At 66.7% G+C, this 26,576-nt stretch carries 23 protein-coding genes; 21 read left to right on the forward strand and 2 right to left on the reverse strand.

Features of this window, described 5'->3' with window-relative positions; translation table 11 throughout:
• Positions 1–105 precede the first annotated feature (105 nt).
• The 4 genes from alr (at position 106) to CupriaWKF_RS06945 (ending at position 3,919) form a co-directional block, all read left to right on the forward strand.
• Positions 106–1,227, forward strand: coding sequence for an alanine racemase (gene alr / locus CupriaWKF_RS06930; protein WP_276100237.1), 1,122 nt, complete (start codon positions 106–108; stop codon positions 1,225–1,227).
• Between the two features lie 90 nt (positions 1,228–1,317).
• On the forward strand, positions 1,318–2,682 hold the full coding sequence (gene radA / locus CupriaWKF_RS06935) for a DNA repair protein RadA (protein ID WP_276100238.1): 1,365 nt from the start codon (positions 1,318–1,320) through the stop codon (positions 2,680–2,682).
• A 3-nt stretch (positions 2,683–2,685) separates the two neighbouring features.
• The gene (locus CupriaWKF_RS06940; RefSeq protein WP_276100239.1) at positions 2,686–3,264 is read left to right on the forward strand and encodes a GNAT family N-acetyltransferase; all 579 of its coding nucleotides are present in this window, start codon (positions 2,686–2,688) and stop codon (positions 3,262–3,264) included.
• A 169-nt stretch (positions 3,265–3,433) separates the two neighbouring features.
• Positions 3,434–3,919 carry a disulfide bond formation protein B gene (locus tag CupriaWKF_RS06945; protein ID WP_276100240.1) on the forward strand — a complete coding sequence of 162 codons (486 nt, stop codon included), beginning with the start codon at positions 3,434–3,436 and terminating at the stop codon, positions 3,917–3,919.
• Positions 3,920–3,985: 66 nt separating this feature from the next.
• Here CupriaWKF_RS06945 and CupriaWKF_RS06950 read toward each other — a convergent pair whose 3' ends face one another.
• Positions 3,986–5,917 carry an ATP-binding cassette domain-containing protein gene (locus CupriaWKF_RS06950; protein WP_276100241.1) on the reverse strand — a complete coding sequence of 644 codons (1,932 nt, stop codon included), beginning with the start codon at positions 5,915–5,917 and terminating at the stop codon, positions 3,986–3,988.
• 270 nt (positions 5,918–6,187) lie between these two features.
• On the opposite strand from CupriaWKF_RS06950, the gene CupriaWKF_RS06955 reads away from it, so the two are divergent.
• The 10 genes from CupriaWKF_RS06955 (at position 6,188) to CupriaWKF_RS07000 (ending at position 17,473) form a co-directional block, all read left to right on the forward strand.
• Positions 6,188–7,165, forward strand: coding sequence for a MurR/RpiR family transcriptional regulator (locus tag CupriaWKF_RS06955; RefSeq protein WP_276100699.1), 978 nt, complete (start codon positions 6,188–6,190; stop codon positions 7,163–7,165).
• A 6-nt stretch (positions 7,166–7,171) separates the two neighbouring features.
• Entirely contained in the window at positions 7,172–8,146 is a 975-nt protein-coding gene (locus CupriaWKF_RS06960) for an isoaspartyl peptidase/L-asparaginase (RefSeq protein ID WP_276100243.1), read from the forward strand.
• Between the two features lie 49 nt (positions 8,147–8,195).
• Complete coding sequence (locus tag CupriaWKF_RS06965) at positions 8,196–10,085, forward strand: dipeptide ABC transporter ATP-binding protein (protein WP_276100244.1); 1,890 nt, start codon at positions 8,196–8,198, stop codon at positions 10,083–10,085.
• A gap of 85 nt (positions 10,086–10,170) precedes the next feature.
• The gene (gene gsiB, locus CupriaWKF_RS06970) at positions 10,171–11,670 is read left to right on the forward strand and encodes a glutathione ABC transporter substrate-binding protein GsiB (RefSeq protein ID WP_276100700.1); all 1,500 of its coding nucleotides are present in this window, start codon (positions 10,171–10,173) and stop codon (positions 11,668–11,670) included.
• A gap of 80 nt (positions 11,671–11,750) precedes the next feature.
• The gene (gene gsiC / locus CupriaWKF_RS06975; protein ID WP_276100245.1) at positions 11,751–12,671 is read left to right on the forward strand and encodes a glutathione ABC transporter permease GsiC; all 921 of its coding nucleotides are present in this window, start codon (positions 11,751–11,753) and stop codon (positions 12,669–12,671) included.
• A 15-nt stretch (positions 12,672–12,686) separates the two neighbouring features.
• Positions 12,687–13,598 (forward strand): glutathione ABC transporter permease GsiD, encoded by a 912-nt coding sequence (gene gsiD, locus CupriaWKF_RS06980; protein WP_276100246.1) that lies wholly within the window; start codon positions 12,687–12,689, stop codon positions 13,596–13,598.
• An 11-nt stretch (positions 13,599–13,609) separates the two neighbouring features.
• On the forward strand, positions 13,610–14,644 hold the full coding sequence (locus CupriaWKF_RS06985; protein WP_276100247.1) for a P1 family peptidase: 1,035 nt from the start codon (positions 13,610–13,612) through the stop codon (positions 14,642–14,644).
• Positions 14,641–15,459 carry a M55 family metallopeptidase gene (locus CupriaWKF_RS06990; RefSeq protein WP_276100248.1) on the forward strand — a complete coding sequence of 273 codons (819 nt, stop codon included), beginning with the start codon at positions 14,641–14,643 and terminating at the stop codon, positions 15,457–15,459. The genes CupriaWKF_RS06985 and CupriaWKF_RS06990 overlap by 4 nt, the downstream gene beginning before the upstream one ends.
• A gap of 99 nt (positions 15,460–15,558) precedes the next feature.
• Positions 15,559–16,317: a hypothetical protein gene (locus CupriaWKF_RS06995; protein ID WP_276100249.1), complete on the forward strand. Its 759-nt coding sequence runs from the start codon at positions 15,559–15,561 to the stop codon at positions 16,315–16,317.
• 73 nt (positions 16,318–16,390) lie between these two features.
• On the forward strand, positions 16,391–17,473 hold the full coding sequence (locus CupriaWKF_RS07000; protein WP_276100250.1) for a M14 family metallopeptidase: 1,083 nt from the start codon (positions 16,391–16,393) through the stop codon (positions 17,471–17,473).
• 48 nt (positions 17,474–17,521) lie between these two features.
• Here the strand turns inward: CupriaWKF_RS07000 and CupriaWKF_RS07005 are convergent, their stop codons facing one another.
• Positions 17,522–18,535: an AraC family transcriptional regulator gene (locus CupriaWKF_RS07005; protein WP_276100251.1), complete on the reverse strand. Its 1,014-nt coding sequence runs from the start codon at positions 18,533–18,535 to the stop codon at positions 17,522–17,524.
• A gap of 361 nt (positions 18,536–18,896) precedes the next feature.
• Here CupriaWKF_RS07005 and andAc point away from each other — a divergent pair, with 361 nt between their 5' ends.
• The 7 genes from andAc (at position 18,897) to CupriaWKF_RS07040 (ending at position 26,509) form a co-directional block, all read left to right on the forward strand.
• Positions 18,897–20,174: an anthranilate 1,2-dioxygenase large subunit AndAc gene (gene andAc / locus CupriaWKF_RS07010; RefSeq protein WP_276100252.1), complete on the forward strand. Its 1,278-nt coding sequence runs from the start codon at positions 18,897–18,899 to the stop codon at positions 20,172–20,174.
• 1 nt (position 20,175) lies between these two features.
• The gene (andAd, locus tag CupriaWKF_RS07015) at positions 20,176–20,652 is read left to right on the forward strand and encodes an anthranilate 1,2-dioxygenase small subunit AndAd (RefSeq protein ID WP_276100253.1); all 477 of its coding nucleotides are present in this window, start codon (positions 20,176–20,178) and stop codon (positions 20,650–20,652) included.
• Between the two features lie 11 nt (positions 20,653–20,663).
• The gene (gene andAb / locus CupriaWKF_RS07020) at positions 20,664–20,996 is read left to right on the forward strand and encodes an anthranilate 1,2-dioxygenase ferredoxin subunit AndAb (RefSeq protein ID WP_276100254.1); all 333 of its coding nucleotides are present in this window, start codon (positions 20,664–20,666) and stop codon (positions 20,994–20,996) included.
• A gap of 15 nt (positions 20,997–21,011) precedes the next feature.
• Entirely contained in the window at positions 21,012–22,235 is a 1,224-nt protein-coding gene (locus CupriaWKF_RS07025; RefSeq protein ID WP_276100255.1) for an FAD-dependent oxidoreductase, read from the forward strand.
• Positions 22,236–22,311: 76 nt separating this feature from the next.
• On the forward strand, positions 22,312–23,697 hold the full coding sequence (locus tag CupriaWKF_RS07030; RefSeq protein WP_276100256.1) for an MFS transporter: 1,386 nt from the start codon (positions 22,312–22,314) through the stop codon (positions 23,695–23,697).
• 14 nt (positions 23,698–23,711) lie between these two features.
• A complete protein-coding gene (locus tag CupriaWKF_RS07035; protein WP_276100257.1) occupies positions 23,712–24,629 on the forward strand; it encodes a dioxygenase in 918 nt (305 codons plus the stop codon).
• Positions 24,630–24,787: 158 nt separating this feature from the next.
• Positions 24,788–26,509 (forward strand): amidohydrolase, encoded by a 1,722-nt coding sequence (locus CupriaWKF_RS07040; RefSeq protein ID WP_276100258.1) that lies wholly within the window; start codon positions 24,788–24,790, stop codon positions 26,507–26,509.
• Positions 26,510–26,576 lie beyond the last annotated feature (67 nt).

Below are 26,576 nucleotides of genomic sequence, written 5' to 3' on the forward strand. Positions count from 1 at the left end.
CCTGATCTGGTGCATGCCTATGCAGGACATGGCGCCCGACTCACACCGCGGCGTCTGAAAGGTTCTTCCAGAGGCAGCGATGCATGCCTTGCGAGATGTCATTTCATGCCAAGACCGATCCACGCCGTCATCCACCAACCCGCCATTGCCAACAACCTGGAGGTCGTCCGCCGTCACGCGCCCGGTTCTCGCGTGTGGGCCGTGGTCAAGGCCAATGCCTATGGCCACGGACTGCGCCGTGTCTTTGCCGGCCTGCGCGCGGCCGATGGTTTCGGCCTGCTGGACCTGAATGAGGCCGTGCAGTTGCGCGACCTCGGCTGGCAGGGGCCGATCCTGCTGCTGGAAGGTTTTTTCCAGCCACAGGATGTGCCGCTGCTGGAGCAATACCGCCTCACCACCGCGATTCATTGCGACGAGCAGCTTCGCATGCTGGAGAGTGCACGGCCGAAAGGCCCGCTGGCAATCCAGCTCAAGCTCAACACCGGTATGAACCGCCTCGGCTTCCAGCCCGCGCAGTACCGCACCGCGTGGGAACGCGCGCGCGCCATGCCGTGTGTGGGCAGCATCGTCCATATGACCCATTTCTCGGATGCCGACAGTCCCCGCGGCATCGCCCACCAGGTGGCGGCCTTCGACGCCGCCACCGCGAACCTGCCGGGCGAGGCCAGCCTGTCGAACTCGGCGGCGGTGCTGTGGCACCCGGAGGCGCACCGGGCCTGGGTGCGGCCCGGCATCATCCTGTATGGGGCCTCGCCCACCGGGCGCGAGGCCGACATTGCCGGAGTCGGCCTGCAGCCTGCCATGTCGCTGCATAGCGAGCTGATTGCCGTGCAGGACCTGCAACCGGGCGATACGGTCGGCTACGGCTCCATATTCACGGCCGACCGGCCGATGCGCATCGGCGTAGTCGCCTGCGGCTACGCGGACGGCTATCCGCGCCACGCCACCGGCTGGGGAGAGAACCGCGCGCCGGTGCTGGTCGATGGCGTGCGCACCGAACTGCTGGGCCGCGTTTCCATGGACATGCTGTGCGTCGACCTGGGGCCATGCCCGAAAGCCAGGATTGGCAGCCCGGTCACGCTGTGGGGCCAGGGCCTGCCGATCGACGATGTCGCCCAGGCCAGCGGCACGGTCGGCTATGAGCTGATGTGCGCGCTGGCGCCGCGCGTGCCGGCCACCGTGGCGACGATCACCGCGCCGGACAGCGCCTCGCCGCTGCTGGCCTGATCGCTGCCTGATTGAACCGCACAGACGGCCGGCCACCCCAAGGTGGCCGGCCGTGGCGTTTGCGGTGTACCTACCCTCAAGGATCTCCCGTTGGCCAAGACCAAGACCGTCTACACCTGTACCGAATGCGGTGGCACCGTGCCGCGCTGGGCCGGCCAGTGCCCGCACTGCCAGCAATGGAACACGCTGGTCGAGACCGTGGCGGAAAGCGGCGGTGCGGCCAAGCGCTTCCAGCCGCTGGCGGCATCGGCAACGGTGCAAAAGCTCTCCGAGATCGATGCCGCGGACGTGCCGCGCTTTTCCAGCGGCATTGAAGAGTTCGACCGCGTGCTCGGCGGCGGGCTGGTCGCGGGCGGGGTGGTGCTGATCGGCGGCGATCCGGGTATCGGCAAGTCGACGTTGCTGCTGCAGGCACTCGCCAACCTGGCCGGGCAGCGCCGCGTGCTCTACGTGAGCGGCGAAGAATCCGGCGCCCAGATCGCGCTGCGTGCCCAGCGCCTGGGCGTGGAAAGCCCGACGCTCGGCTTGCTGGCCGAAATCCAGCTGGAGAAGATCCAGGCCACGCTGGAGGCGGAAAAGCCCGAGGTGGCCGTGATCGACTCGATCCAGACGCTTTACTCCGAAGCGCTGACCTCGGCGCCGGGCTCGGTCGCGCAGGTGCGGGAATGCGCGGCGCAACTGACGCGCATTGCCAAGAGCAGCGGCACCACCATCATCCTGGTCGGCCACGTGACCAAGGAGGGCAACCTCGCCGGTCCGCGCGTGCTGGAGCACATCGTCGACACGGTGCTGTATTTCGAAGGCGATACACATTCCTCGCACCGGTTGATCCGTGCGTTCAAGAACCGTTTCGGCGCGGTCAATGAACTGGGTGTGTTCGCCATGACGGAGCGTGGCCTGCGCGGCATCAGCAACCCGTCGGCGCTGTTCCTGTCGCAGCATGAAGAGACGGTGCCGGGCTCCTGCGTGCTGGTGACGCAGGAGGGCACGCGCCCGCTGCTCGTGGAAGTGCAGGCCCTGGTCGATACCGCCAACGTGCCCAACCCGCGCCGCCTGGCCGTGGGCCTTGAACAGAACCGGCTGGCCATGCTGCTGGCGGTGCTGCACCGGCATGCGGGCATTGCCTGCTTTGACCAGGACGTGTTCCTGAATGCCGTGGGCGGCGTAAAGATTACCGAGCCCGCGGCCGACCTGGCGGTGCTGCTGTCGATCCACTCGTCGATGCGCAACAAGCCGCTCCCGCGCGGCCTGGTAGTGTTCGGCGAGGTGGGGCTGGCCGGCGAGATCCGTCCCAGCCCGCGCGGCCAGGAACGGCTGAAGGAAGCCGCCAAGCTCGGCTTCACGCTCGCGGTGATCCCCAAGGCCAACGCGCCGAAGCAGAAGATCGACGGGCTCGAGGTGATCGCTGTCGAGCGCATCGAACAGGCGATCGATCGCGTACGTCATCTCGACTGACCGATGGCTGGCCTGATCGAAACCGAAACCGCGCGCCTGCGCCTGCGCCAGTGGCGCGACGCCGACTATGCGCCGTTTGCCGCGCTGAATGCCGATGCCGAGGTGATGCGCTACTTTCCCGCGCCGCTGGGCCGGGCGGAGAGCGACGCCCTGGCGGCGCGCTGCCGTCAGAAGATCGACACGCTCGGGTGGGGCTTCTGGGCTTGCGAGCGCAAGGCGGATGGCGCGTTCATCGGCTTTGTCGGGCTCAATGTGCCGGCGGCGGCCTTGCCGTTCTCGCCCTGCGTGGAGGTCGGCTGGCGTCTGGCCCGCGATGCGTGGGGGCAGGGCTTCGCCACCGAGGCGGCCCGCTCGGCGCTGATGGTGGGGTTCGGGCAGCTCGGGCTGGAAGATATCGTTTCGTTCACCGCGCTGGCCAACCAGCGCTCGCGCGCGGTAATGGAGTGTTTGGGCATGCATGAGGATGCGCTGGCGTTCGAACACCCGGCGCTGCCGGAGGGCCATCCGCTGCGGCTCCATCGCCTTTACCGGCTGCCGCGGGCCGACTGGGAGGCGGGGATTTGCCGTCCCGGCTCAGCCTGAGGGCCGCCTGCGGCAATCCGCCACAGGGCGTCAGCCGGCGTTTCCCTGGGGCGCGGCCGGGGACATTTCGCAAAATCGGTAATAATGCCGACCAACAGCCGTTGCGCCGCCGCGCCGGCAACCTGGCAACAGAGATCCCGATCCGTTCATCGTTGATGCAAGCCCGTTTATGCAAGCCAATTCCCGCGCCTATTTCCTGCTGATCGCCATCATCTCATTCGGGCTGGTCGGCTTTGCGCTGTACCTGCAGTTCGAGAAGGGCTACCAGCCTTGCCCGCTGTGCATCATGCAGCGGTTCGCCTTTATCGGCATCGGCCTGTTCTCGCTGCTCGCGGCCATTGCGCAGAACACGCGCTCGCTGTGGCAGGGGCTGGGCATGCTGTCCGGCGTCGGCGGCATTGCCGTGGCCGTGTATCACGTGTCGCTGCTGCTGAACCCCAAGGCGAGCTGCGGCATCGATCCGCTCGAGAACTGGGTCAATGCCTTGCCGACCGCCAAGGTGCTGCCGCAGGTGTTTTATTCGGATGGCCTGTGCACGGCGCCGCTGCCGCCGGTGCTGGGCCTGTCGGTGCCGGCCTGGTCACTGATCTGGCTGTTCATCCTGACGCTGACGCTGGCGGTGGGGCTGATCCGGCGGGAGAAGAATTTCCGCTGAGGGAAAGCAAAAAACCGGCGCACAAGGCGCCGGTTTTTCTTTGCGAGTGGCAGGGGGCGAACCCCTTTACACAATCTGCTCGATCTGCTCCTGCAGTTCCAGCCACTTCTCTTCCAGCGTTTCCAGCTCGCCATTGACCTCGCCCTGGCGCTTGAGCATTTCCATCAGCTTCGACTTGTTGGCCTCGGCATAGCTGGTCTCGTCGGCCAGGAACTGGTCGATCTCGGCCTTGGCCGGCTGCAGTACCGCCATGCGCTTTTCCACCTTTTCCAGCTCCTTGGCAAGCGGCTTGCGCAGTTGCGCGAGGCGCTGGCGCTCGTCCGCTTCGGCGCGGCGCTGGTCCTTGCGGTTGACGGCGGCCGCGGCACCGCCCGATTCCGCCTGGTGCGCGGCCGCGGCCGCGTTGCGCTTGGCCGCTGCCTGCTGCAGCAGCCAGTCGCGGTAGTCGTCGAGGTCGCCGTCGAATGGCCGGATGGTGCCGTCGGCGACCAGCATGAACTGATCGGCCGTGGCGCGCAGCAGGTGGCGGTCGTGCGAGACCAGGATCAGGGTGCCCTCGAACTGCGCGAGCGCCATGGTCAGCGCCTCGCGCGTGTCGAGGTCCAGGTGGTTGGTCGGCTCGTCGAGCAGCAGCAGGTTCGGCTTTTGCCAGACGATCAGCGCAAGCGCCAGCCGGGCCTTCTCGCCGCCCGAGAACGGCTCGATCGGCGAGGTCGCCATGTCGCCGCGGAAGTTGAAGCTGCCGAGGAAGTCGCGCAGCTCCTGTTCGCGCGTATCCGGCGCCAGCCGGGCCAGGTGCTGCAGCGGCGAGTCGTGGTCGCGCAGCGTTTCGAGCTGGTGCTGGGCGAAGTAGCCGATCTGCAGCCCCTTGCCCAGGCGCAGCGTGCCAGTGAGCGGATCCTGCGTACCCGCCAGCGTCTTGACCAGTGTCGACTTGCCCTGGCCGTTGGCGCCGAGCAGGCCGATGCGCTGGCCGTTCTGGATCGACAGCGCCAGCTTGTGCAGGATGGTCACCGGCGGATCGGCCTCGGCATAGCCGCAGTCGACGCCGTCCAGCACCATCATCGGGTTGGGGGCGGCGTCAGGTTCGCGGAACTCGAACGCAAAGCCGGCCGCGACGTGGACCGGCGCCAGCCGCTCCATCTTCTCGAGCGCCTTGACACGGCTCTGCGCCTGGCGGGCCTTGGTCGCCTTGGCCTTGAAGCGCGTGATGAACGATTCCAGGTGCGCGATTTCCTTCTGCTGGCGGACATAGGCCGACTGCTGCTGCGCCATCTGCTGCAGGCGCAGGGTCTCGAACAGCGTGTAGTTGCCGCCGTAGCGGCGCAACTGCTGGTTCTCGATGTGGACCGTGACATTGCAGATCGCGTCCAGGAATTCGCGGTCGTGCGAAATCATGACCAGCGTGCCGGGGTAGCGCGCCAGCCAGTCTTCGAGCCAGACGATGGCGTCCAGGTCCAGGTGGTTGGTCGGTTCGTCGAGCAGCAGCAGGTCGGACGGGCACATCAGCGCCTGGGCCAGGTTCAGGCGCATGCGCCAGCCGCCCGAGAATGACGACACGGGCTGCGATACCTGGGCGAGCGTGAAGCCCAGGCCCAGTAACAGGGCCTCGGCGCGGGCCGGGGCGGTGTAGCCGTCGGCATCGGCAAAGCCGGCGTGGGCCTCGGCCTCGGCGCTGCCGTCGCCGACGGCCTGGGCTTCGGCGATGGCGGCTTCGATCTCGCGCAGGCGCGTGTCGCCGTCGATCACATAGTCCACAGCGCTGCGCGCCACCGCCGGCGTCTCCTGCGCCACGTGCGCGATGCGCCACTGCGCGGGCACGACCACATCGCCGCCGTCCGGATGCAATTCCCCGCGCAGCATCGCGAACAGGGTGGACTTGCCGCTGCCATTGGCGCCGACGAGGCCCACGCGCTCGCCCGGGTTGAGCGTCACGCTGGTGTGGTCGAACAGCACCTTGGTGCCGCGCTGGAGGACAAGCTGGTCGATTCGGATCACGAGGAAGGCAGAAACGTCGGGGTAAACGGAGATAAGCGGAGGCAAACGGCGGAAACCGGCGCGAAAGCTGGCAGGAGCCCGGGATGCGGCGCTGGGCGGCATTGTAGCGTTTCCGCTCGAGGCTGCCCGCGCGAAATGCAGGGGGTCCTAGGGATTACCCTCGAACAATGAAATCTTTGTTTTCTTGTTTGGCGTCTGCGTGTAAATTCATTTTCATTGCAGCCATAGCGGCCGATGCCTGGTCTTTACCGCGGCCCGTATTTCACATCCATGTCGGACGGCACCTCGATTTCCGAACGCATTGCACGCAGCCTGCCAGCGCTCACCCCCGCGCACCAGCGCATGGCCGAGTACGTGCTGGCCAATCCGTTCCGCGCTGCGACCATGCGCATTGACGAATTCGCGGCCGCGGTACAGGTGTCGGTGGCAACCGCCAACCGCTTTGCGCGCGCGCTCGGGTTTGACGGCTATCCGCAGTTCCGTGCCGAGCTGGTGCGCGGTTTCGAGGCGACGCTGGCGCCAGTGGAGCGCCTGCGTTCGGAGCTGGAGCGGCCGGCGACGGCCGCGGAAGCCTTCGCCGCTTCGCTGGACAATGCCGCCGCGAACCTGGAAGCCACGCGCCGCGCGCTGGATGCGGACGCCTGCGAGCGAGCGGTATCCGCCATTCTCGCGGCAGAGCGCGTCTACATTGCCGGCTTCGGTGCCAGCGGCTTCCTGTCGGGCCTGCTGCAGCACGGGCTGGAGATGCACTGCCGCATGGTGACCTCGGTGGCCGCTGCCGGCGGCGCGTCGCACGCGGCGCGCCAGTTGTTCAAGCTGAGCCCCGCCGACCTGGTGATCGCCATTGCCTTTCCGCGTTATGTGTCCGACACCGTGGTGCTGGCCCAGCGCGCCAAGGCGCGCGGCGCGCGTGTGCTGGCATTGACCGACGGTCCGACCTCGCCGCTGGCGCCGATCGCCGATATCGCGCTTTACGCGCAGGCCGCCAACCGGCTGTCCGCCAACTCCGACGCCAACGTGCTGGCGCTGATCGAAGCGCTGTGTGGCGCCGTGGCGCACCGGGCCGAGCGCCCGGTCAAGGCCGCCGCCGAGATGACCGAATTCCTCCTGCCCTGGCTGTACGGCGCCAATGCCGGCAATGCTGGCAACGCGGCCGGCACGCAGCCGGGGCAACCCGTGGCGCAAGCCGACGGCGAAAGCAAGCCGGGCGCCGTCCGCCGCAACTCATTCAAGCATCCGAAAGCGTAGTTCTCCATGACTCAAGCAATCATTGCCATCCACGGCGGCGCCGGCACCATTACGCGTGCCGCCATGGATACCGCGCGCGAACGCGAATATATCGAGGCGCTGGAACAGGTGTTGCTGGCCGGCCAGCGTGTGCTGGCCGACGGCGGCAGGGCCATCGACGCCGTCACCGAAGCGGTGCGCCTGCTCGAAGAGTGCCCGCTGTTCAATGCCGGCAAGGGTGCGGTGTTGACGCACGCCGGAACGTACGAACTCGATGCCGCGGTGATGGATGGCGCGACGCTCAATGCCGGCGCGGTGGCCTGCGTGACGCGGCTGCGCAATCCGGTGCTGGCCGCGCGCGCGGTGATGGATCACAGCGAGCATGTGCTGTTCGCAGGAGAAGGCGCCGAAGCCTTTGCGCAGGCCCACGGGCTTGAACTGGTGTCGCGCGATTACTACTATACGCAGGCCCGCTACGAGCAATGGGAACGCGCCCGCGCCGTACAGGGCATGGCGCTGCTTGATCATGACGCTGCCGCGCTGGCCGCGCGCGAACTTGCCGGCAAGCCGGACCCGATCGATCCGGACAGCAAGTTCGGCACGGTCGGCGCCGTGGCCTGCGACAGCTTCGGCAACCTCGCCGCCGCGACGTCCACGGGCGGTGTCACCAACAAGCAGGTCGGCCGCGTGGGCGATACGCCGGTGGTTGGCGCAGGCTGCTACGCCGATGACGTGGCCGCGATCTCGGCCACGGGCACCGGCGAAATGTTCATCCGCACCGTCGCCGCGCACGATGTCTCGGCGCAGATGCGCTATGCCGGACGGTCGCTTGAAGAATCCGCGCGCCGCGTGGTCATGGAAAAGCTGCCCGCCATCGGCGGCCGCGGTGGGCTGATCGCGGTGGACCGCTTCGGCAACATCACGCTGCCGTTCAACACCGAGGGCATGTACCGTGGCTTTGCGCGTGCCAGCGGCCCTGTGACCGTGTCGATCTACGGCTGACGCGAGCCGTTCGCTTTCAGCAATTCCCGCAGCAATCCAAGGGGTGCCCGTGGCTGAACTCTCTACTCATTCAAGCATTGTGCTGCCGCCGCAGCGCGTGGTGTCCGTGGACGGCCTGACCGTGCGCTTTGCCACGTCGGAACGCACCGTCGAAGCCGTGCGCAACCTGTCCTTCCACGTGGATCGTGGCGAGACGCTCGCCGTCGTCGGCGAATCCGGCTCCGGCAAGTCGGTGACCTCGCTGGCGCTGATGCGGCTGGTGGAGCATGGCGGCGGCAAGATCGTGTCGGGCAGCATGGCGCTGCGCCGGCGCGGCGGCAACGTCATCGACCTGGCGCGGACCGACAACGCAACGCTGCGCAGCGTGCGCGGCGCCGACGTGGCCATGATCTTCCAGGAGCCGATGACTTCGCTCAACCCGGTGTTCCCGGTGGGCGAGCAGATCGCGGAATCGATCCGGCTACACCAGGGCAAGAGCCGCTCAGCCGCCCGTGCCGAGGCGCTGCGCATGCTGGAACTGGTGCGCATTCCAGAAGCGAAGCGCGTCCTGGACCGCTTCCCGCACCAGTTGTCCGGCGGCATGCGCCAGCGCGTGATGATCGCCATGGCGCTGTCGTGCAAGCCGGCACTGCTGATTGCCGATGAGCCGACCACCGCGCTGGATGTGACCATCCAGGCCGAGATCCTGCAACTGATCCGCGGCCTGCAGGCGGAAATGCACATGGGCGTGGTGTTCATCACGCACGATATGGGCGTGGTGGCTGAAGTGGCCGACCGCGTGCTGGTGATGTACCGTGGCGAAAAGGTCGAAGAGGGCGGCTCGGACGAAGTGTTCCGCGCCCCGGCCCATCCCTATACGCGCGCGCTGCTGTCGGCCGTGCCGCGGCTTGGCGCCATGCAGGGCACCGACCTGCCGGCCAAGTTCCCGCTGCTGCAGCTTGGCGATTCGGCTCCTGAGCCCGCGGCGCCGCAGGACACCGTGTCCGCCGAAGCCACGCCGATCCTGCGCGTGCGCGACCTGGTGACGCGCTTCGACGTGCCGGGCGGCCTGTTCGGCCGCGTCGCGCGGCGCGTCCACGCGGTGGAGAAGGTCAGCTTCGATCTCTACCCGGGCGAGACGCTGGCGCTGGTCGGCGAATCGGGTTGCGGCAAGTCGACCACCGGACGTTCGCTGCTGCGGCTGGTCGAAAGCCAGAGCGGCACCATCGAGTTCGGCGGGCATGACATCAGCCGCATGGAAGGTGCCGCCCTGCAGCACCTGCGGCGCAATATCCAGTTCATTTTCCAGGATCCGTTCGCCTCGCTCGATCCGCGCGTGCCGGTCGGCTATTCGATCATGGAGCCGCTGCTGGTGCACAAGGTGGCCAGCGGCAAGGAGGCCGAGCAGCGTGTTGCCTGGCTGCTGGAGAAAGTGGGGCTGGATGCTTCGCATGCCGCGCGCTATCCGCACGAGTTTTCCGGTGGCCAGCGCCAGCGCATCTGCATTGCGCGCGCACTGGCGCTGAACCCGAAGGTGGTAGTGGCGGACGAATCGGTGTCCGCGCTCGATGTCTCGATCCAGGCCCAGATCGTCAACCTGATGCTGGACCTGCAGCGCGAGCTGGGCATCGCCTTCCTGTTCATCTCGCACGACATGGCGGTGGTGGAGCGCGTGAGCCATCGCGTGGCGGTGATGTACCTGGGCCAGATCGTCGAGATCGGCCCGCGCCGCGCGATCTTCGAGAACCCGCAGCACCCGTACACGAAGAAGCTGATGGCCGCCGTGCCGATTGCCGATCCGGCGCGCCGTCACCTGCGGCGCGAGCCGCTTTCCGATGAAATCCCCAGCCCGATCCGCGCGGTCGGCGACGAGCCAGTGGTGCAGCCGCTGGTGGCCGTTGCCGGCAGCGGGGAGAGCGGCCATTTTGTTGCCCGGCACGCCATCGGCGGCGCCTACTGAAACTAAGGTTGATCCAAGGAGAATCGAGATGTCTGCACGGATGGTTTCGCCCAGGCTGCTGGCCGGGCTGCTCGCGGTTGGCGCGATGGGCGCACTGGCGGCCGGTCCTGCCTTTGCCGCCAAGGACGCGGTAATGGCTGTCGCTTCGACGTTCACCTCGCTGGACCCGTACGACTCGAACGACACGCTCTCGCAGGCCGTGTCCAAGAGCTTCTACCAGGGGCTGTTTGGCCTGGACAAGGACATGAAGCTGGTCAACGTGCTGGCCGAGAGCTATGACGTCAGCAAGGACGGCCTCACCTACACCATCAAGCTGAAGAAGGGGGTCAAGTTCCACGACGGCACCACGTTCGACGCCGCCGCGGTCAAGGCCAACCTGGACCGCGTGACCAACCCGGCCAACAAGCTCAAGCGCTACACGCTGTTCAACCGCGTGGCGAAGACCGACGTGGTGGACAGCAATACCGTGAAGATCACGCTGAAGGAGCCGTTCTCGCCCTTCATCAACGTGCTGTCCCATCCGTCGGCCGTCATGATCTCTCCGGCCGCACTGCAGAAGTACGGCAAGGACGTTGCCTTCCATCCGGTCGGCACCGGCCCGTTCGAGTTCGTGGAATGGAAGCAGCCCGACCACCTGAAGGGCAAGAGGTTTGCGGGTTACTGGAAGACGGGCTACCCGAAGATCGACACGATCACGTGGAAGCCGGTGGTGGACAACAACACCCGCGCGGCCGTGATGCAGACCGGCGAGGCCGACTTCGCCTTCAGCATTCCGTTCGAGCAGGCGGCAGTGCTCAAGAACAGCCCGAAGGCGGACCTGATCGCGGCGCCGTCGATCATCCAGCGCTACGTGTCGCTGAACACCATGGTCAAGCCGTTCAACGACCCCAAGGTGCGCCAGGCCATCAACTACGCCATCAACAAGGATGCGCTGGCCAAGGTGGCCTTCGCCGGCTACGCCGTGCCGGCCGAGGGCGTGGTGCCGCCGGGCGTGGATTTCGCCGAGAAGCTGGGTCCGTGGCCGTATGACCCGGCCAAGGCACGCGCGCTGCTGAAGGAGGCGGGCTACCCGAACGGCTTCGAGACCACGTTGTGGTCGGCCTACAACCACACCACCGCGCAGAAGGTGATCCAGTTCGTGCAGCAGCAGCTGCAGCAGGTCGGCATCAAGGCCAGCGTGCAGGCGCTCGAAGCGGGCCAGCGCGTGGAGAAGGTGGAGAGCGTGCAGAAGCCGGAAGAAGCTGGCGTGCGCATGTACTACGTGGGCTGGTCGTCGTCGACGGGCGAGTCCGACTGGGCGCTGCGTCCGCTGCTGGCATCGGAGTCGATGCCGCCGAAACTGCTGAACACCGCCTACTACAAGAACGACCAGGTCGATGCCGACATCGCGGGCGCGCTGCGCACGACCGATCGCGGCGAGAAGGCGAAGCTGTACAAGGATGCGCAGGAACGCATCTGGAAGGATGCGCCGTGGGCCTTCCTGGTGACCGAGAAGGTGCTGTTCGCGCGCAGCAAGCGACTCACTGGCGCGTATGTAATGCCGGACGGCTCGTTCAATTTCGACGAGATCGATATCAAGCAGTAAGCAGTAAGCCGAATGTGGCCGCCTGCCCGCGTCGCGGGGGCATGGGCGGGCTGGCCTGCGGCCTTTCCCTCTGAAGCGTCATGCTGAACTATTTCCTCAAACGATGCCTGGGCGTGATCCCCACACTGCTGATCGTCGCGGTGCTTGTGTTCCTGTTCGTCCACCTGCTGCCCGGTGACCCGGCGCGGCTGGCGGCGGGCCCGGAGGCGGACCAGGCCACGGTCGAACTGGTGCGCAAGGACCTCGGGCTGGACAAGCCCATGCCCCAGCAGTTCGTGCACTTCTTCTCGAACGCGGTCCGCGGCGAGTTCGGACATTCGCTGCGCACCAAGCGCCCGGTCGGCGAAGAGATCGGCGACCGCTTCATGCCGACGCTGTGGCTGACCGTCGCGTCGATGGCCTGGGCCGTCGTGTTCGGCATGGTCATCGGCATCTGCTCGGCGGTCTGGCGCAACCGCTGGCCTGATCGCCTGGGCATGACGCTGGCCGTGTCCGGCATCTCGTTCCCCGCCTTTGCGCTGGGCATGCTGCTGATGGAGGTGTTCTCCGTGCAACTGGGCTGGCTGCCGTCGATCGGCGCCGAAAGCTGGAAGCACTACATCCTGCCGTCGCTGACGCTCGGTGCCGCGGTGGCGGCGGTGATGGCGCGTTTTACGCGCGCCTCGTTCGTCGAGGTGCTGCAGGAAGATTTCGTGCGCACCGCCCGTGCCAAGGGCGTGCGCGAAACCGTGGTCGTGGCCAAGCACACATTGCGCAACGCCATGATCCCGGTGGTGACCATGATGGGCCTGCAGTTCGGCTTCCTGCTGGGCGGCTCGATCGTGGTGGAGAAGGTCTTCAACTGGCCGGGCCTCGGGCGCCTGCTGGTCGATGCCGTGGAGATGCGCGACTACCCGGTGATCCAGGCCGAGGTGCTGCTGTTCTCGCTCGAATTCATCCTGATCAACCTGGTGGTGGACCTGCTCTACACCGTGATCAACCCAACCATCCGCTACAAGTAACAGAGGGAGGCCGGCATGACTGAGATTTCCACGCCCGCCGCCAGCCAGGCAGCCGCGACCGCAGCGGCGCCGCAGGCCGTGCGTACGCCCTGGAGCGAGTTCTGGCGCAAGTTCCGCAAGCAGCATCTGGCGCTCGGCGCCGGTGCGTTCGTGCTGCTGCTGATCGTGGTGGCGATCCTGTCGCCGCACCTGGTGCCGTACGACCCCGAGAATTTCTTCGATTATGACGCGCTCAATACCGGGCCGTCCGCGGCCCACTTGATGGGCGTGGATTCGCTTGGGCGCGACATCTTCAGCCGCATCCTGGCGGGCACGCGCATCTCGCTGGCGGCGGGCTTCCTGTCCGTCATCATCGGCGCGCTGGTCGGCACGGTACTGGGGCTGCTGGCCGGTTACTACGAGGGCTGGTGGGACCGTATCGTGATGCGCATCGCCGACGTGCTGTTCGCGTTCCCGGGCATCCTGCTGGCGATCGGCGTGGTGGCGATCCTCGGCAACGGCATGGTCAACGTGATCTTCGCCGTGGCGATCTTCAGCATTCCCGCCTTTGCGCGCCTGGTGCGCGGCAATACGCTGATGCTCAAGCGCCTGACCTACGTGGAGGCCGCGCGCAGCATCGGCGCGTCGGACTGGACCATCCTGATGCGGCATATCCTGCCGGGTACGGTGTCGTCGATCGTGGTGTATTTCTCGATGCGCATCGGCACGTCGATCATCACGGCGGCAAGCCTCTCGTTCCTCGGGCTGGGCGCACAGCCGCCGACACCGGAGTGGGGCGCCATGCTCAACGAGGCACGCGCCGACATGGTGACGGCCCCGCACGTTGCGATCTTCCCGAGCCTGGCCATCTTCCTGACGGTGCTCGCATTCAACCTGCTCGGAGACGGGCTGCGCGACGCGCTCGATCCGAAGATCGACCGGCGCTGAGGCAAGCGCAGATGGAACAGGTGACGCCGCCGATCATCGGCACGCTGCCCGCCGGCGTGCGCAACAGCATTACGGACGTGGCCGGCGTGACGGTCGGGCATTGCACGCTGGACCACGGCGATCTGCAGACCGGCGTGACGGTGGTGAGCCCGCATGCCGGCAACCCTTACCTGCAAAAGGTGCCCGCTGCATGCGCGGTGATCAACGGCTTTGGCAAGAGCGTGGGCCTCGTGCAGGTGGAAGAACTGGGCGTGTTGGAAACACCGGTCGCGCTGACCAACACGTTCGCCGTCGGCGCCGTGGCGCAGGCGCAGATCCGCGAGGCCATCGCGGCCAATCCGGAGATCGGCCGGTTGCTGCCGACGGTCAACCCGCTGGTATTCGAGTGCAATGACGGCTACCTGAACGATATCCAGGCCATGGCGGTCGGCGGTGACCACTATGAGGCGGCCTGTGCTGCCGCGAGCGCGAACGTCCACGCCGGCGCGGTCGGGGCGGGGCGCGGCATGTCGGCGTTTGGCGTCAAGGGCGGTATCGGCACGGCCTCGCGGCTTGCCGGCGGCTACTGCGTGGGTGCACTGGTCCTGGCGAACTTCGGGATACCTGAGTCTCTCGTCGTGGCAGGCCGGCACGTCGGCGGTGAGCTGGCTGCACGGCTCGCGGCGCCGGCGCCCGAGCCCGAGAAAGGCTCGATCATCATGATCCTGGCGACCGACGCGCCGCTGGATGCGCGCCAGCTGCGCCGTCTGGCGCAGCGCGCCGGCGCGGGCCTGGCGCGCACGGGTTCGGTGTACGGGCACGGTTCGGGCGATATTGCACTGGCGTTTTCCACGGCGTACACCGTGCCGCACCATGCCGCCGATCCGATGCCTGCCGTGGCGCTGCTGCACGAAAGCCGCCTGGACCCGCTGTTCCGCGCGGCGGCCGACAGCGTCGAACAGGCCATCCTTCACGCGCTATGGCACGCCGTGACTGTCCGGGGCCGCGATGGCCACGTGCGGCAGGCATTGCTGGATGTCGTGCCCGAACTTCACAAGCGAACATGAAGCTGCTGATCTCCACCGATATCGAAGGTATCGCCGGCGTCTTTCACGCCGAGCAGACCCGGCCCGGAAACGGCGAATACGAGCGCGCCCGCGCCTGGATGACTGGCGAAGCCAACGCGGCCGTACAGGGCGCGTTCGACGCCGGTGCCAACGAAGTGCTGGTCAATGATTCGCATGGCGGCTTCCGCAATCTGCTGCCCGACCAGATCGATCCGCGCGCGCAGCTCGTGCTGGGCAAGCCGCGCTACCTCGGCATGATGGCAGGGGTCGAAGCGGGCTGCGATGGTGTGTTCATGATCGGCTACCACGGCCGCGCGCAGAGCCGTGGCGTGCTGGCGCATACGATCAACAGCGGCGCCTTCGCACGGGTGTGGCTGAACGGGCAGGAATATGGCGAGGCCGGGCTTTATGCCGCGCTGGCCGGCGAGTTCGGCGTGCCGGTGCTGATGGCAAGCGGCGACGATGTCTTCATCGACGAGACCCGGACGCAGATGCCGTGGGTGCGCTATGTGCAGACCAAGTCGGCGGGCGGCTTCGGCAGCGGCAGCACGCTTGCGCCATCCGCCTCGCGCGACGCCATCCGCGAAGCGGCCACGCTGGCGGTGCTTGAGCGGGCCAATGCACGCGCGCTGCGCATCGATGCTCCCCTGAACTGCAGGCTCCAGACCCAGACGACGGCGCACGCGGACCTGTTCTGCCAGTGGCCGGCCCTGGAGCGGGTGGACGGCGTCACGCTGACATTCGCGGCGGATTCGGTGCAGGCCGCGGTGCGCATGCTGAACTGCCTGTCGGCCATGTCGTTCATGCTGAAATAGCGGAATTGGCCCGTTGCGGCGCGATCGGCGACAATACCGGGTTCGGCCGGCCCGGCCGGCTTCACCCGCAATACCGCTTTGCCGCAAGACCGCAGACTCATGACCCAGGCACAGAACGGGGGCTGGATTCCCGTACGCAAGGATTTCGTCGACCTTGACACGCGCTGCCACGCGCGCGGCGCCACCGGACGGCACCATGGCTTTCCCGATGGCAGAGCGTACATCCTGCGCGATGCACTGGGCCATGAATACCCGTTCGGCGAGACCTGCGCCCAGGCCGCCGTGCTCCATCCCGGCCAGCTTGCACAAGTGCCGGATTACACCGAGCGCGACGTGGTGCGCCAGGCCGAGTCGCTCGATGCGGTCATCGCCATGGCGTCGCGCCGCCGGCCAAGCGCCGCCCAGCGCGAAGCCGAACAGCGCATGGCCGCAATCCGCTACCTGATCCTGCGCATGGAAAAGGTCGCGGCGGTGCCGCGCGTGCAACCCACGGTGCGCTTTGCGCCACTGCAGGACGTCTACGAGTATTTCCAGCGCACCGGCGAACTGAGCCGGGCGCAGGTGAGTCGTATTCTCGCCATCGAGAAGAGTCCGACCACGCCGCCGCGCCTCAAGGCGACCAACCTGCTGGACGTCTACACGGCCCACGTCAAGCTGGAACGGCTGATCGCGGCTTCCAACCGGCTCGACAACATCCGCTTCCTGCGCAGCCTGCACGACTGGCTGGCGCGGCAGCTCGTGCTGTCGGCGGCGCAGATCGCCGCCGCAGGCATCGAAATGCATCCGCAGGCATTCAGTTCGCCCGGCATCTGGGGGCCGGACGACGCGCGCCCCGGCGAAAGCGGGCAGCTTTTCTGACGCGCTGCACGCTGGCAAGCCCGGACGATTTGGCGTCTAATGCCAGCATCTCCGTTCGCGTGGGGCAGTCGCCATGGGCCAGGTTTCGGGATGCTTTGCCACCAGTTATGCCGAGGCGCGGCAGAAGTTCCTGGCCGCCGCGCGCGCCGCGGGCGCAACACTTGCGGAATTCCCCCATCCGACCCGGCGCGGCAGCGCCGGCGAGGACCTTGCCATGGATGTCGCGTGGGTCGGGCCGGCGGACGCCCGTCACGTGCTGATGGTGAGTTCCGGGGTGCATGGCGTGGAGGGCTTCTGCGGCTCCGGCGCCCAGGTGGCGCTGCTGGCCGATGCGGTCCTGCTGGCGGACTGCGCCGAAGCGCGCCTGGGCCTGCTGCTCGTGCACGCGGTCAATCCCTACGGTTTTTCCCATCTTCGCCGGGTCAACGAGGACAACGTCGACCTGAACCGCAATTTCATGGATTTCGCGCAACCGCTGCCGGACAACGCGCCGTATGCGGAGATTGCGCCGATGCTGGTGCCCGAGCAATGGCCGCCGTCCGACGCGGAGCAGGCACGGTTCATGAAGACCGTGGCGGAAAAAGGCATGGACTGGTACCAAACCGCGGTCAGCGGCGGGCAGTACCAGGATCCGCGCGGCCTGTTCTATGGCGGTAACAAGGAAACCTGGAGCAACTACACGCTGCGGCGCGTGCTGGCGCGCTTTGGCAGCGGACGCAGCAGCCTGCGCTGGATCGATGTCCACACCGGCCTGGGGCCATGGGGCTACGGCGAGCCCATCTGCATGGGCCCCGACGAAGACGCGCAGCTCGGGCGGACCCGCGCCATCTGGGGCAACGAGGTGACGTCGATCTATGACGGCTCGTCCAGTTCGGCCCGGCTGACCGGGCTGGCCTGGCAGGCGGTAGCCGGCACGCTGCCCGATGTCGACTATGCGGGGATCGCGCTGGAGTTCGGCACGCTGCCGGTTGCCGAAGTTCTTGACGCGCTGCGCGGGGACCACTGGCTCTACCTTCATCCGGAGGCCGACGAAAACCAGCGCACGCTGGTCAGGCAGGCTATGTGGCGGGCTTTTTATGGCGATACCGACGACTGGCGCGAGGGCGTGGTCGAGCAGGTCACCGCAGCCGTCCGAAAGGCCATGCGCGCGCGATAGCCGCCCGATCACGGCACGGGGTGCGGAAACCCCTTGCAGGATCTTCCACTATGTACGCCGCTTCTGCGTGTCGCTGGGCAGCTCGTTGAAGCGCGCAGCGTAGTAGGCGGCGAAGCGGCCAAGGTGGCCGAAGCCAAGTGCCAGCGCGGTTTCAGTAATGCTGGCGCTGGGGTCAAGCGTCAGACGGGTGCGTACCGCGTCCAGGCGGATATTGCGCAGCAGCTCCATCGGCGAGATGCCATGGTGATGGTGGCAAACCGCATTCAGCGTGCGGAAGCTCACGCCGGCGGCGCGCGCCAGGTCCTCGAGCGAGACCGGTGCGCAAAGGTGGGACTCGATGTAGGCCATCACGGCGTCCATCTGCCGCATCCTTCGGCTGGCCGCCGTGGCTTCCCCTTGCCCCGGCCCCGAAGCAGGCTCCAGCGGCAAGGGCAGGGTGGCGGTTCTCACGGGCTGGTGCAAGAGCAGAAACAGGGCCAGGCTTCGTTCCAGATGATCGACCCAATTGGCATGAATCGCAGAGTCGCTTGAGCAGGACAGCACATTCAGCAACGAATGCGCAATCAGGTCCCATTGCGGTTCGAGCACACGCGGCAGCAGGACACCGGGGGCGAGGTCGACACGTTCCACGCTTTCGCGCCCCGCGGCCTCGTGCAACAGTGTGTGCGGCACCCTGACGATCATCTGCTGGTTGCCAGGGCTCCAGCGCAGCCGGATACGCTCCTTCGGCGCGAGCACCGCCGTGCGGCCCTCGGCAACCCACAGCCGGTGGCCGTCGCATTCGATCTCGGCGCCGGCGCCCAGCGATGTATGGACGAGGGAAAAGTCCTCGAACGGGCGCGCGGAGATCTCGACTTCGGCGCCGTAACGCAGCGCGTAAATCTTCAGTCGATTGAGTTCGCCCTTGAACATCGCCGCGTCGGGTGCGCCCGGTTTCCAGCGCAGTACATGGTCGGTGAGCTCGCGCGCGACGTGGTCGTGCGCCTCCACGCGCACATCGGACTGGAACAGCGGCTGGCTGTAGAGCGCGGAGAGGGCGGGAGTCCGCGGAGAAAGTGGCATTGGTTGTCCCCGTTTCTGGCCTTACCGCGGTTTCACTGTGCCGTTGCACCGGAAACTGCCTGGAAAGTCACAGACTGATCTACGGAGGGCTGATTGCCCTTCTTCATCTTTCTGCAATTCATCTTGCCATAGTGCGCGCGGCATGAGTAGCGCCGCCCGGCCCTCGCAACCCTGCCTTGCCGAAAGCGGACAGCCGCCCGGGCGTGCCTTGCCATTTACGGATAGCCGCCGCCGAAGTGGCAAGAAACGGATCGCGGCACGGTACAGGTCGGCCAGTTTCGGATAGTGCCGCCGTCAGTGAATTTCTACACTCGGCCCATTCCCCAATTCCCCATCCCCCAACAATTTCGCGGAGACAGCGATGTCAGACTCGCCACGGCTGGCCGGGAACGCCAGCGACCGGAAAGTGATCTTTCCCCAGCCCGACGGCTCATGCGTCCCCTACAGCGTGTTCAGCTCGCAAGAGGTCTATGACCGGGAGCAGGAGCGCATCTATCGCGGGCCGTACTGGAGCTTCGTAGCCCTGGCCTGCGAGATTCCCAATCTCAACGATTTCAAGAGCACCTTCGTCGGCGATACGCCGGTGGTGGTAACGCGCACGGCGAACGGCTTTGCGTGCTGGGTCAACCGCTGCGCGCATCGCGGCGCGGTGGTGTGCCGCGAGAAGTATGGCAACGCCGAGTCGCACACCTGCGTGTACCACCAGTGGAATTACTCCTGCGAGGGCGACCTGCAGGGCGTGCCGTTTCGGCGCGGGCAAAAGCAGGGCACCATCACCCTGACCGGGATGGCCAAGGCCTTCGATCCGTCGCAGCACGGGCTGCAGAAGCTGCGCGTGCAGGAATACAAGGGCCTGCTGTTTGCCACCTTCAGCGACCAGGCGCCGCCGCTGGCCGACTACATCGGCCCCGAGATGCGCCCCTGGGTGGACCGCGTCTTCCACAAGCCGGTGGTCTATCTGGGCTGCACCCGCCAGTACTCGAAATCGAACTGGAAGCTTTACTTCGAGAACGTGAAGGATCCCTATCACGCGAGCCTGCTGCACCTGTTCCATACCACCTTCAACATCTTCCGCGTCGGCATGAGCGCGCGCTCCATCCCGGACGCCACGCACGGCCTGCACAGCCTGATCACGGTGACCAAGCCGAAGCAGGACACCAACACCGCGGCGGCCTACACCGACCAGAAGATCCGTTCGATGCAGGACGGCTTTGCGCTGGAGGATCCCTACGTGCTGGGGCAGATCTCCGAGTTCGAGGAGGACTGCACCAACCACATCCAGCCTATCTTCCCGCAACTGGTCATCCAGCAGATCCACAACACGCTGGTGGCGCGCCAGCTGCTGCCCAAGGGGCCAAACAACTTCGAGCTGGTGTTCCACTTCTTCGGCTACGAGGACGACACCCCCGAGCTGCGCGAGCTGCGCCTGCTGCAGGCCAACCTGGTGGGGCCGGCCGGCTATATCTCGATGGAAGACACCGAGGCCACCGAGCTGGTGCAGCGCGGCACCGTGCGCGATGGCGACAAGACGTCCTACATGGGCATGGGCCTGGATGCGCCGGAGCAGACCAACAGCAATATCACTGAAAACCTGATTCGCCGCTTCTGGGCCGGATATCAGCACGCGATGGGGTACTGAGATGAAGAATGACCTGCAGCTCTGGATGGAACTGAGCGCCCTGCAACACCGCTACGTCCACGCCATCGACAACAACCTGCTGGAGAGCTGGCCGGCCTTCTTCACCGAGGACGGCACCTACACCATCATCTCGCGCGAGAACGCCGACCGTGGCCTGCCCGCGCCGATCATCCACTGCCGCAACCAGAAGATGATGCGCGACCGCATCGTCGCGCTGCGCCACGCCAACATCTATGAGGCGCACGGCTATCGCCACGCGCTGGGCGGGCTGGTGATCGAAACGGCGACGGACGAAGAAGTGCGCACGGTGTCGAGCTATATCGTGGTCAATACCGGCGCCGCGGGCGACTCCGTGGTGTACCAGGCCGGCGTCTATCGCGACACCGTCGTCAGGCAGGACGGCGCCTGGCGCTACAAGGAAAAGCGGGTCGTCTACGACACCTCGCGGGTCCAGACCCTTCTGGCCACGCCGATCTAGGAGTGCATCCAATGAGTACATGGCATGACGTCGGCGCGGCCGACGAATTCATCGAGGACGAACCGCGCGCCGTCGAGGCGGCCGGGGTATCGATTGCGGTCTTCCGCGTGGGCGAGGAGCTGTTCGCGCTGCACGACCTGTGCACGCATGAGCGCGTGCCGCTGTCCGAAGGCTTCGTCGAGGACGGCTGCGTCGAGTGCCCGCTGCATCAGGGCCTGTTCGACCTTCGCACCGGTGCGCCGCGCAAGGCGCCGTGCGTGACGCCGGTCCAGACCTATCCGGTGCAGGTGACGGACGGCCGCGTGCGGATCCAGGTGCTGCCGCAACCGGTCGTGGTGTCCTGAAGGCGGGGAGCAGTCATGAGCACGGATCCAAGGACGATCGTCATTGTCGGTGCTGGCCAGGCCGGCGGCTGGGCCGCACGCACGCTGCGCAGTGAAGGCTTCGGCGGCCGGGTGGTGCTGATCGGCGACGAAGCGCACCCGCCGTATGAACGCCCGCCGCTCTCCAAAGCAGTGCTGGCTGGCGAGGCCGCACCTGAAAGCGCACATCTGCTCGACGCCGCGACGCTGGCGACCTTGTCGGTCGAATGGCTCGCGAGTGCGCGCGTGGCGCGGCTCGACCGCGCGGCCAGGCAGATCGAGCTTGCCGATGGCAGCACCATCGCCTACGACAAGCTGATCCTCTGCACCGGCGGGCGCGCGCGCATGCTCGACGTGCCGGGCGCCGACCTGCCTGGCGTGCACACCTTGCGCACCATCGACGATGCGCAGCGCCTGGGTTCCGCACTGCGCCCCGGCGCGCGCGTGGCGGTGGTGGGCGGCGGCTGGATCGGCCTGGAAGTGGCCGCCACCGCGCGCAAGCGCGGCGCCGAGGTCACGGTGATCGAGGCCATGCGCAGGCTGTGCGAGCGCAGCATACCGGCGGCACTGTCCGAGCACCTGCTGGCGCTGCATGCCGCGCGCGGCACCGAGGTGCTGCTCGATACCGGCGTGGCAGGCATTTCGGCGATCGCGTCCGGCGGGCTCCGCGTGGCGCTGGCGAATGGCCGCGAGATCGACTGCGACGTAGCGGTAGTGGGCATCGGCCTGGTACCGAACGACGAGCTGGCGCGTGCGGCCGGGCTGGCTTGCGAGGGCGGCGTGCTGGTCGACGCGCAGTGCCGCACGTCCGATCCGGACATCTTTGCAGCCGGCGACGTGGCCGTTGCGCGCAATGGCTGGGCCGGGCGCAGCATGCGGCTCGAGTCGTGGCAGAACGCGCAAGAGCAGGGCATCGCCGCGGCAAAGTCCGCGCTCGGACACGCGGTGCACTACGACCCGCTGCCGTGGTTCTGGTCCGACCAGCACGACACCAACCTGCAGATCTACGGCGTGCCGCAGCCATCCCACCAGGTGGTGGTGCGCGGCGATCCGGCCAGCGGCAGCTTTGTCTTTTTCTACCTCGACGGCCAGTGCGTGACGGCCGCGCTCGGCGGCAACGCGGCGCGCGACCTGCGCTTCGCGCGGCGCCTGATCGAGCAACGCAAGCCGGTCAGGCGGCAAGACCTGGCCGACCCCGCCGTATCGCTGGCCAGGCTTTGACGGCTGCCGCCCCCGCAGCCAAGGCCTGCAAGCAGACACGGGCAAGCAGTCAGAACATAAGGAAACGGAGGAGACCATGCGACAAATCGACATACAGAGAATGGCAGGCGAGGCCAGGCTCAATGCTTTTCACTACCGCGTGCTGATCTGGTGCGCGCTGATCATCATCTTCGACGGCTATGACCTGGCCGTGGCCGGCATTGCGCTGCCGTCGATCATCAAGGAGATGGGGGTCGGGCCGACCCAGGCTGGCTTCCTGGTCAGCACCGCGCTGTTCGGCATGATGTTCGGCAACATCCTGCTGGGCACCATTGCCGACAAGATCGGCCGCCGCTGGGCCATCGCAATCTGCATCGCACTGTTCAGCGTCTTTACCGCCGCCGCGGGGCTATGCAAGGACCCCGTACTGTTCGGCGCGGCGCGCTTGCTGGCCGGGATCGGCATCGGCGGCGTGATGCCGAACGTCATCGCGCAGATGACCGAATACGCGCCGCAGCGCGTGCGCAGCACGATGGTGACGCTGATGTTCAGCGGGTACTCGGTTGGCGGCATGCTCGCGGCGGTGCTGGGCAAGGGCCTGATCGAAAGCTATGGCTGGCAATCCGTGTTTATCGCCGCGGGCCTGCCGTTGCTGCTGATCCCGCTGGTCCTGAAGTCGATGCCGGAATCCGTGCCGTTCCTGATCCGGCGCGGCCGCACGGATGAGCTCAAGCGCCTGGCGCGCAACATCGATCCGGCCTACCGGCCTGGCGCCGACGATCGCTTTGTCATCGCCGGTGCCGACGTATCCGCCAGCGCGCCGTTCCGCCAGCTATTCCAGCAAGGCCGGGGCCCGAGCACGCTGATGTTCTGGCTGTCGTGCTTCATGTGCCTGTTCATGGTCTACGCGCTCAGCTCCTGGCTGGCCAAGCTGATGGCCAGCGCCGGCTACAGCCTGGGCTCGGCGCTGACCTTCGTGCTGGTGCTCAACCTCGGCGGCATGGTCGGGGCCGTCGGTGGCGGCTGGCTGGCGGACAAGCTCCATATCAAGTACGTGCTGATCGGCATGTACCTGATGGCCGCGGTGTCGATCACCCTGCTGGGCCACCCCATGCCGACCGGCTGGTTGTACCTGATGGTCGGCCTCGCCGGCGCATCCACCATCGGCACGCAGATCGTCGGCTGCGCCTATGCCGGACAGTTTTATCCCATCGGCATCCGCGCTGCCGGTATCGGCTGGACTCTGGGCATGGGCCGTGGCGGCGCCATCCTGGCACCGATCGTGATCGGGGTGCTGGTCGGCATGGGGCTGCGGCTCGAGCACAACTTCATGGCCATCGCGGTGCCCGGGATGGCGGCGGCGCTGGCCGTGCTGATGATCCGGCACGCGCGCTCGGCGTCGGTCGCGGCCGAACCGGGCAAGGCCACGGCCGACGCCGAGAGCATCGATATTCCGCAACGTCGCGCAAATTCCCACATTTAAGGAGAGCACTCATCATGGCTGAATACACCCCTTCCGAACTCCTGGCGCTGGTCAACAGCAGCCAGGTCAGCGCAGGCGATGAGCGCGTGCGCGCCATCACCGCGCGTATCGTCGCCGACCTGTTCCGCACCATCGAGTCGTTCCAGGTGACGCCGAAAGAATTCTGGTCGGCCATGCAATGGCTGACGCGCCTGGGCCAGGCCGATATGGTCGGCCTGATCACTGCCGGCCTTGGCTTCGACCGCCTGCTCGATATCCTCGAAGATGAAGCCGACCAGGCCGCCGCGCGCGCCCAGGGCACGCCGCGCGCCATTGAAGGCCCGCTCTACGTCCCCGGCGCGCCGGTGGCCCAGCGCGAAGTGCGCCTGGATGAAGGCAACGAGGGCAAGGGCGAAGTCCTGGTGATGGAAGGCCGCGTGCTGGACCTGGAAGGCAAGCCGGTGCCGCATGCGAACGTCGACGTCTGGCATTGCAACGAACTGGGCCGCTACTCGCACTTCGACCCGGCGCAGCCCGCCTACAACCTGCGCCGCCGCATCGAGACCGACGCCGAGGGCAACTACCGCTTCCGCAGCTTCCTGCCGCCGGGCTATGCGATTCCGCCCAACAGCCCGGTGTCGGAACTGTTCGCGCTGCTGGGCCGCCACGGCAACCGTCCGGCCCACATCCACTTCCTGGTGGCGGGCGGCGGCAAGCGTGCGCTGACCACGCAAGTCAACATCCCCGGCGACACCTTCCTGGACGACGATTTCGCCTTCGCCACGCGCGATGGCCTGGTCGTGTCGCTGGAGAAGGTGGAGCGCTCGACCGAGTATGCCTCGCTCGGCGTGACTGGCCCGTTCACCCATGTGCGCTTCGACTTCGTGCTCCAGGATGCGCTGAACGAGGCCGAGGCGATCGCCGCCAGCCGCTACGCCACCGGGGCGGCCTGAGCCAGCCCTGGCAGGGCAACGCCGCCGTCTCGAGCCGTCGGCGAGAATAGTTGAAATATAAACAATCGTTCTAAATTAACCGATGAAGGGCCGTCCCACGGATGGCCCTTTGTGCCGGTATCGCACATCCAACAAGAAAGAAATTGGGGGAGCAAGGAATGAAAATCAGCAGGAGCAGGGGAGTGCCGGGCTGGCTCGGCATCGCGGCCATCGTGCTGCCGCTAGCGGGATGCGGGGGCTCATCCGAGCCTGTCGCCGATACGGTCTACACCAACGCGAAAGTCCTGACCGTCGACGCCGCCAATACCGTAGAGCAGGGATTCGCCGTCAAGGACGGAAAATTCCTGGCGGTCGGATCGTCAAGTGAATTAGGCAAGCATGTCGGCCCGGCCACGCGTGTGGTCGACATGGGCGGGCGCACCATTGTCCCTGGCCTCAGCGATGGCCACCTGCATGGCGCGGGCGGCGGCCCTGGCATCGACCTGTCGCGCACGCGCAGGATTGACGATGTGCTGGCCGCGATTCGCGATGCCGTTGCCAGCCATGCGCCCGGCGATCTGCTGCAAAGCAACTCCGACTGGCATGAGGCCCAGTTGAAAGAGGTTCGCCTGCCCACCCGCGCCGAGCTCGACGCTGTGGCGCCGAACAACCCGCTGGTGCTGCACCGCGGCGGCCTGACGGCCATGCTCAACAGCGCGGCGCTGGCCAAGTGGAATATCACCGAAAGCACGGTGTCGCCCGACGGCGGCATCATCCAGAAAGACAGCAACGGCCAGTTGACCGGCGTCCTGATCAACAATGCGCGCTCGCTGATGACGCTGCCCGCGCCGCCCAAGTTTGACGCCGCGGCACTGGAAGAAATGCAGCGCAAGCTCAATGCGCTGGGGCTGACCAGCGTGCGTGTGCCGGGCATGTTCACGGGCACTGACGTGCCCTCGGCCTATGCCGTCATCCGCCAGCTCCAGGCCGCGGGCAAGCTGAGCCTGCGCTTCCAGCTGCTGCTCAACGCCATGGCGCCCGTGAACTCGGCCGCGCAGATCAAGTCGATTATTGCCTCGGCCCAGTTGCCGCCGGGCTCTGGCGACGAATGGGTGCGCATCTGGGGCGCGAAGACTTCGGTCGATGGCGGGTTTGAAGGCGGCTATATGAGCCAGCCTTACAGCGAGCCTTACGGCAAGGGCGGAACGTTCTTCGGGCTGCCGCTGGTTTCCGGCCAGGCGTACCAGGATGTGGTCGGCGAACTGGCCCGCAACAAGTACCGCGTGGCCGTGCACGTGGTTGGCGATGCGGCGCTGGACCAGGTCCTGACGGCATGGGAAAGCCTCGACAAGGCCAGCCCGGGCGCCGTCAGGGGCTGGACCATCGAGCATGCATTCGTGGTCCGCAAGGAGCAGCTCGACCGCGTACGCACCCTGGGCGCCAGGCTGTCCGTGCAGGCCCACCTGTACGTTGCCGCACCGGTGCTGTCGAAGTACTGGGGGCACGACCGCGCAGAACACGTGACCCCCGTGAAGACCTTCATGGATGCCGGCTTCCAGCTCGTCGGCGGCACCGATTCCGCGAACATGCCGGTCAATCCGTTCTGGGGGATGTATCACTTTATTACCCGCGACACGATCACCGACGGCGTATATGGACCGGACGAACGCGTGGGACGCGCCGACGTGCTGCGCATGTTCACCATCAACTATGCCGACCTGAACGGCGAGGCCGATACCAAGGGCTCGATCGAAAAGGGCAAGCTGGCCGACTTCGTGGTGTTGTCAGGAGACTATCTGACGGTGCCTGAAGTCGACATCCAGAATCTCCACGCCATTGCCACCTATGTCGGAGGCCGCCAGGTGTACCGCGACGCGGCCACTTCGGTTCCGGCCTTTTAAGTCGAAGAGTACCGGCATACGAACGCCGTACGCAGCACGCTCGTGACGAGATAGCCGCACCGGTCCG

It is taken from the genome of Cupriavidus sp. WKF15 (assembly GCF_029278605.1).
Classification (GTDB): Bacteria; Pseudomonadota; Gammaproteobacteria; order Burkholderiales; family Burkholderiaceae; genus Cupriavidus.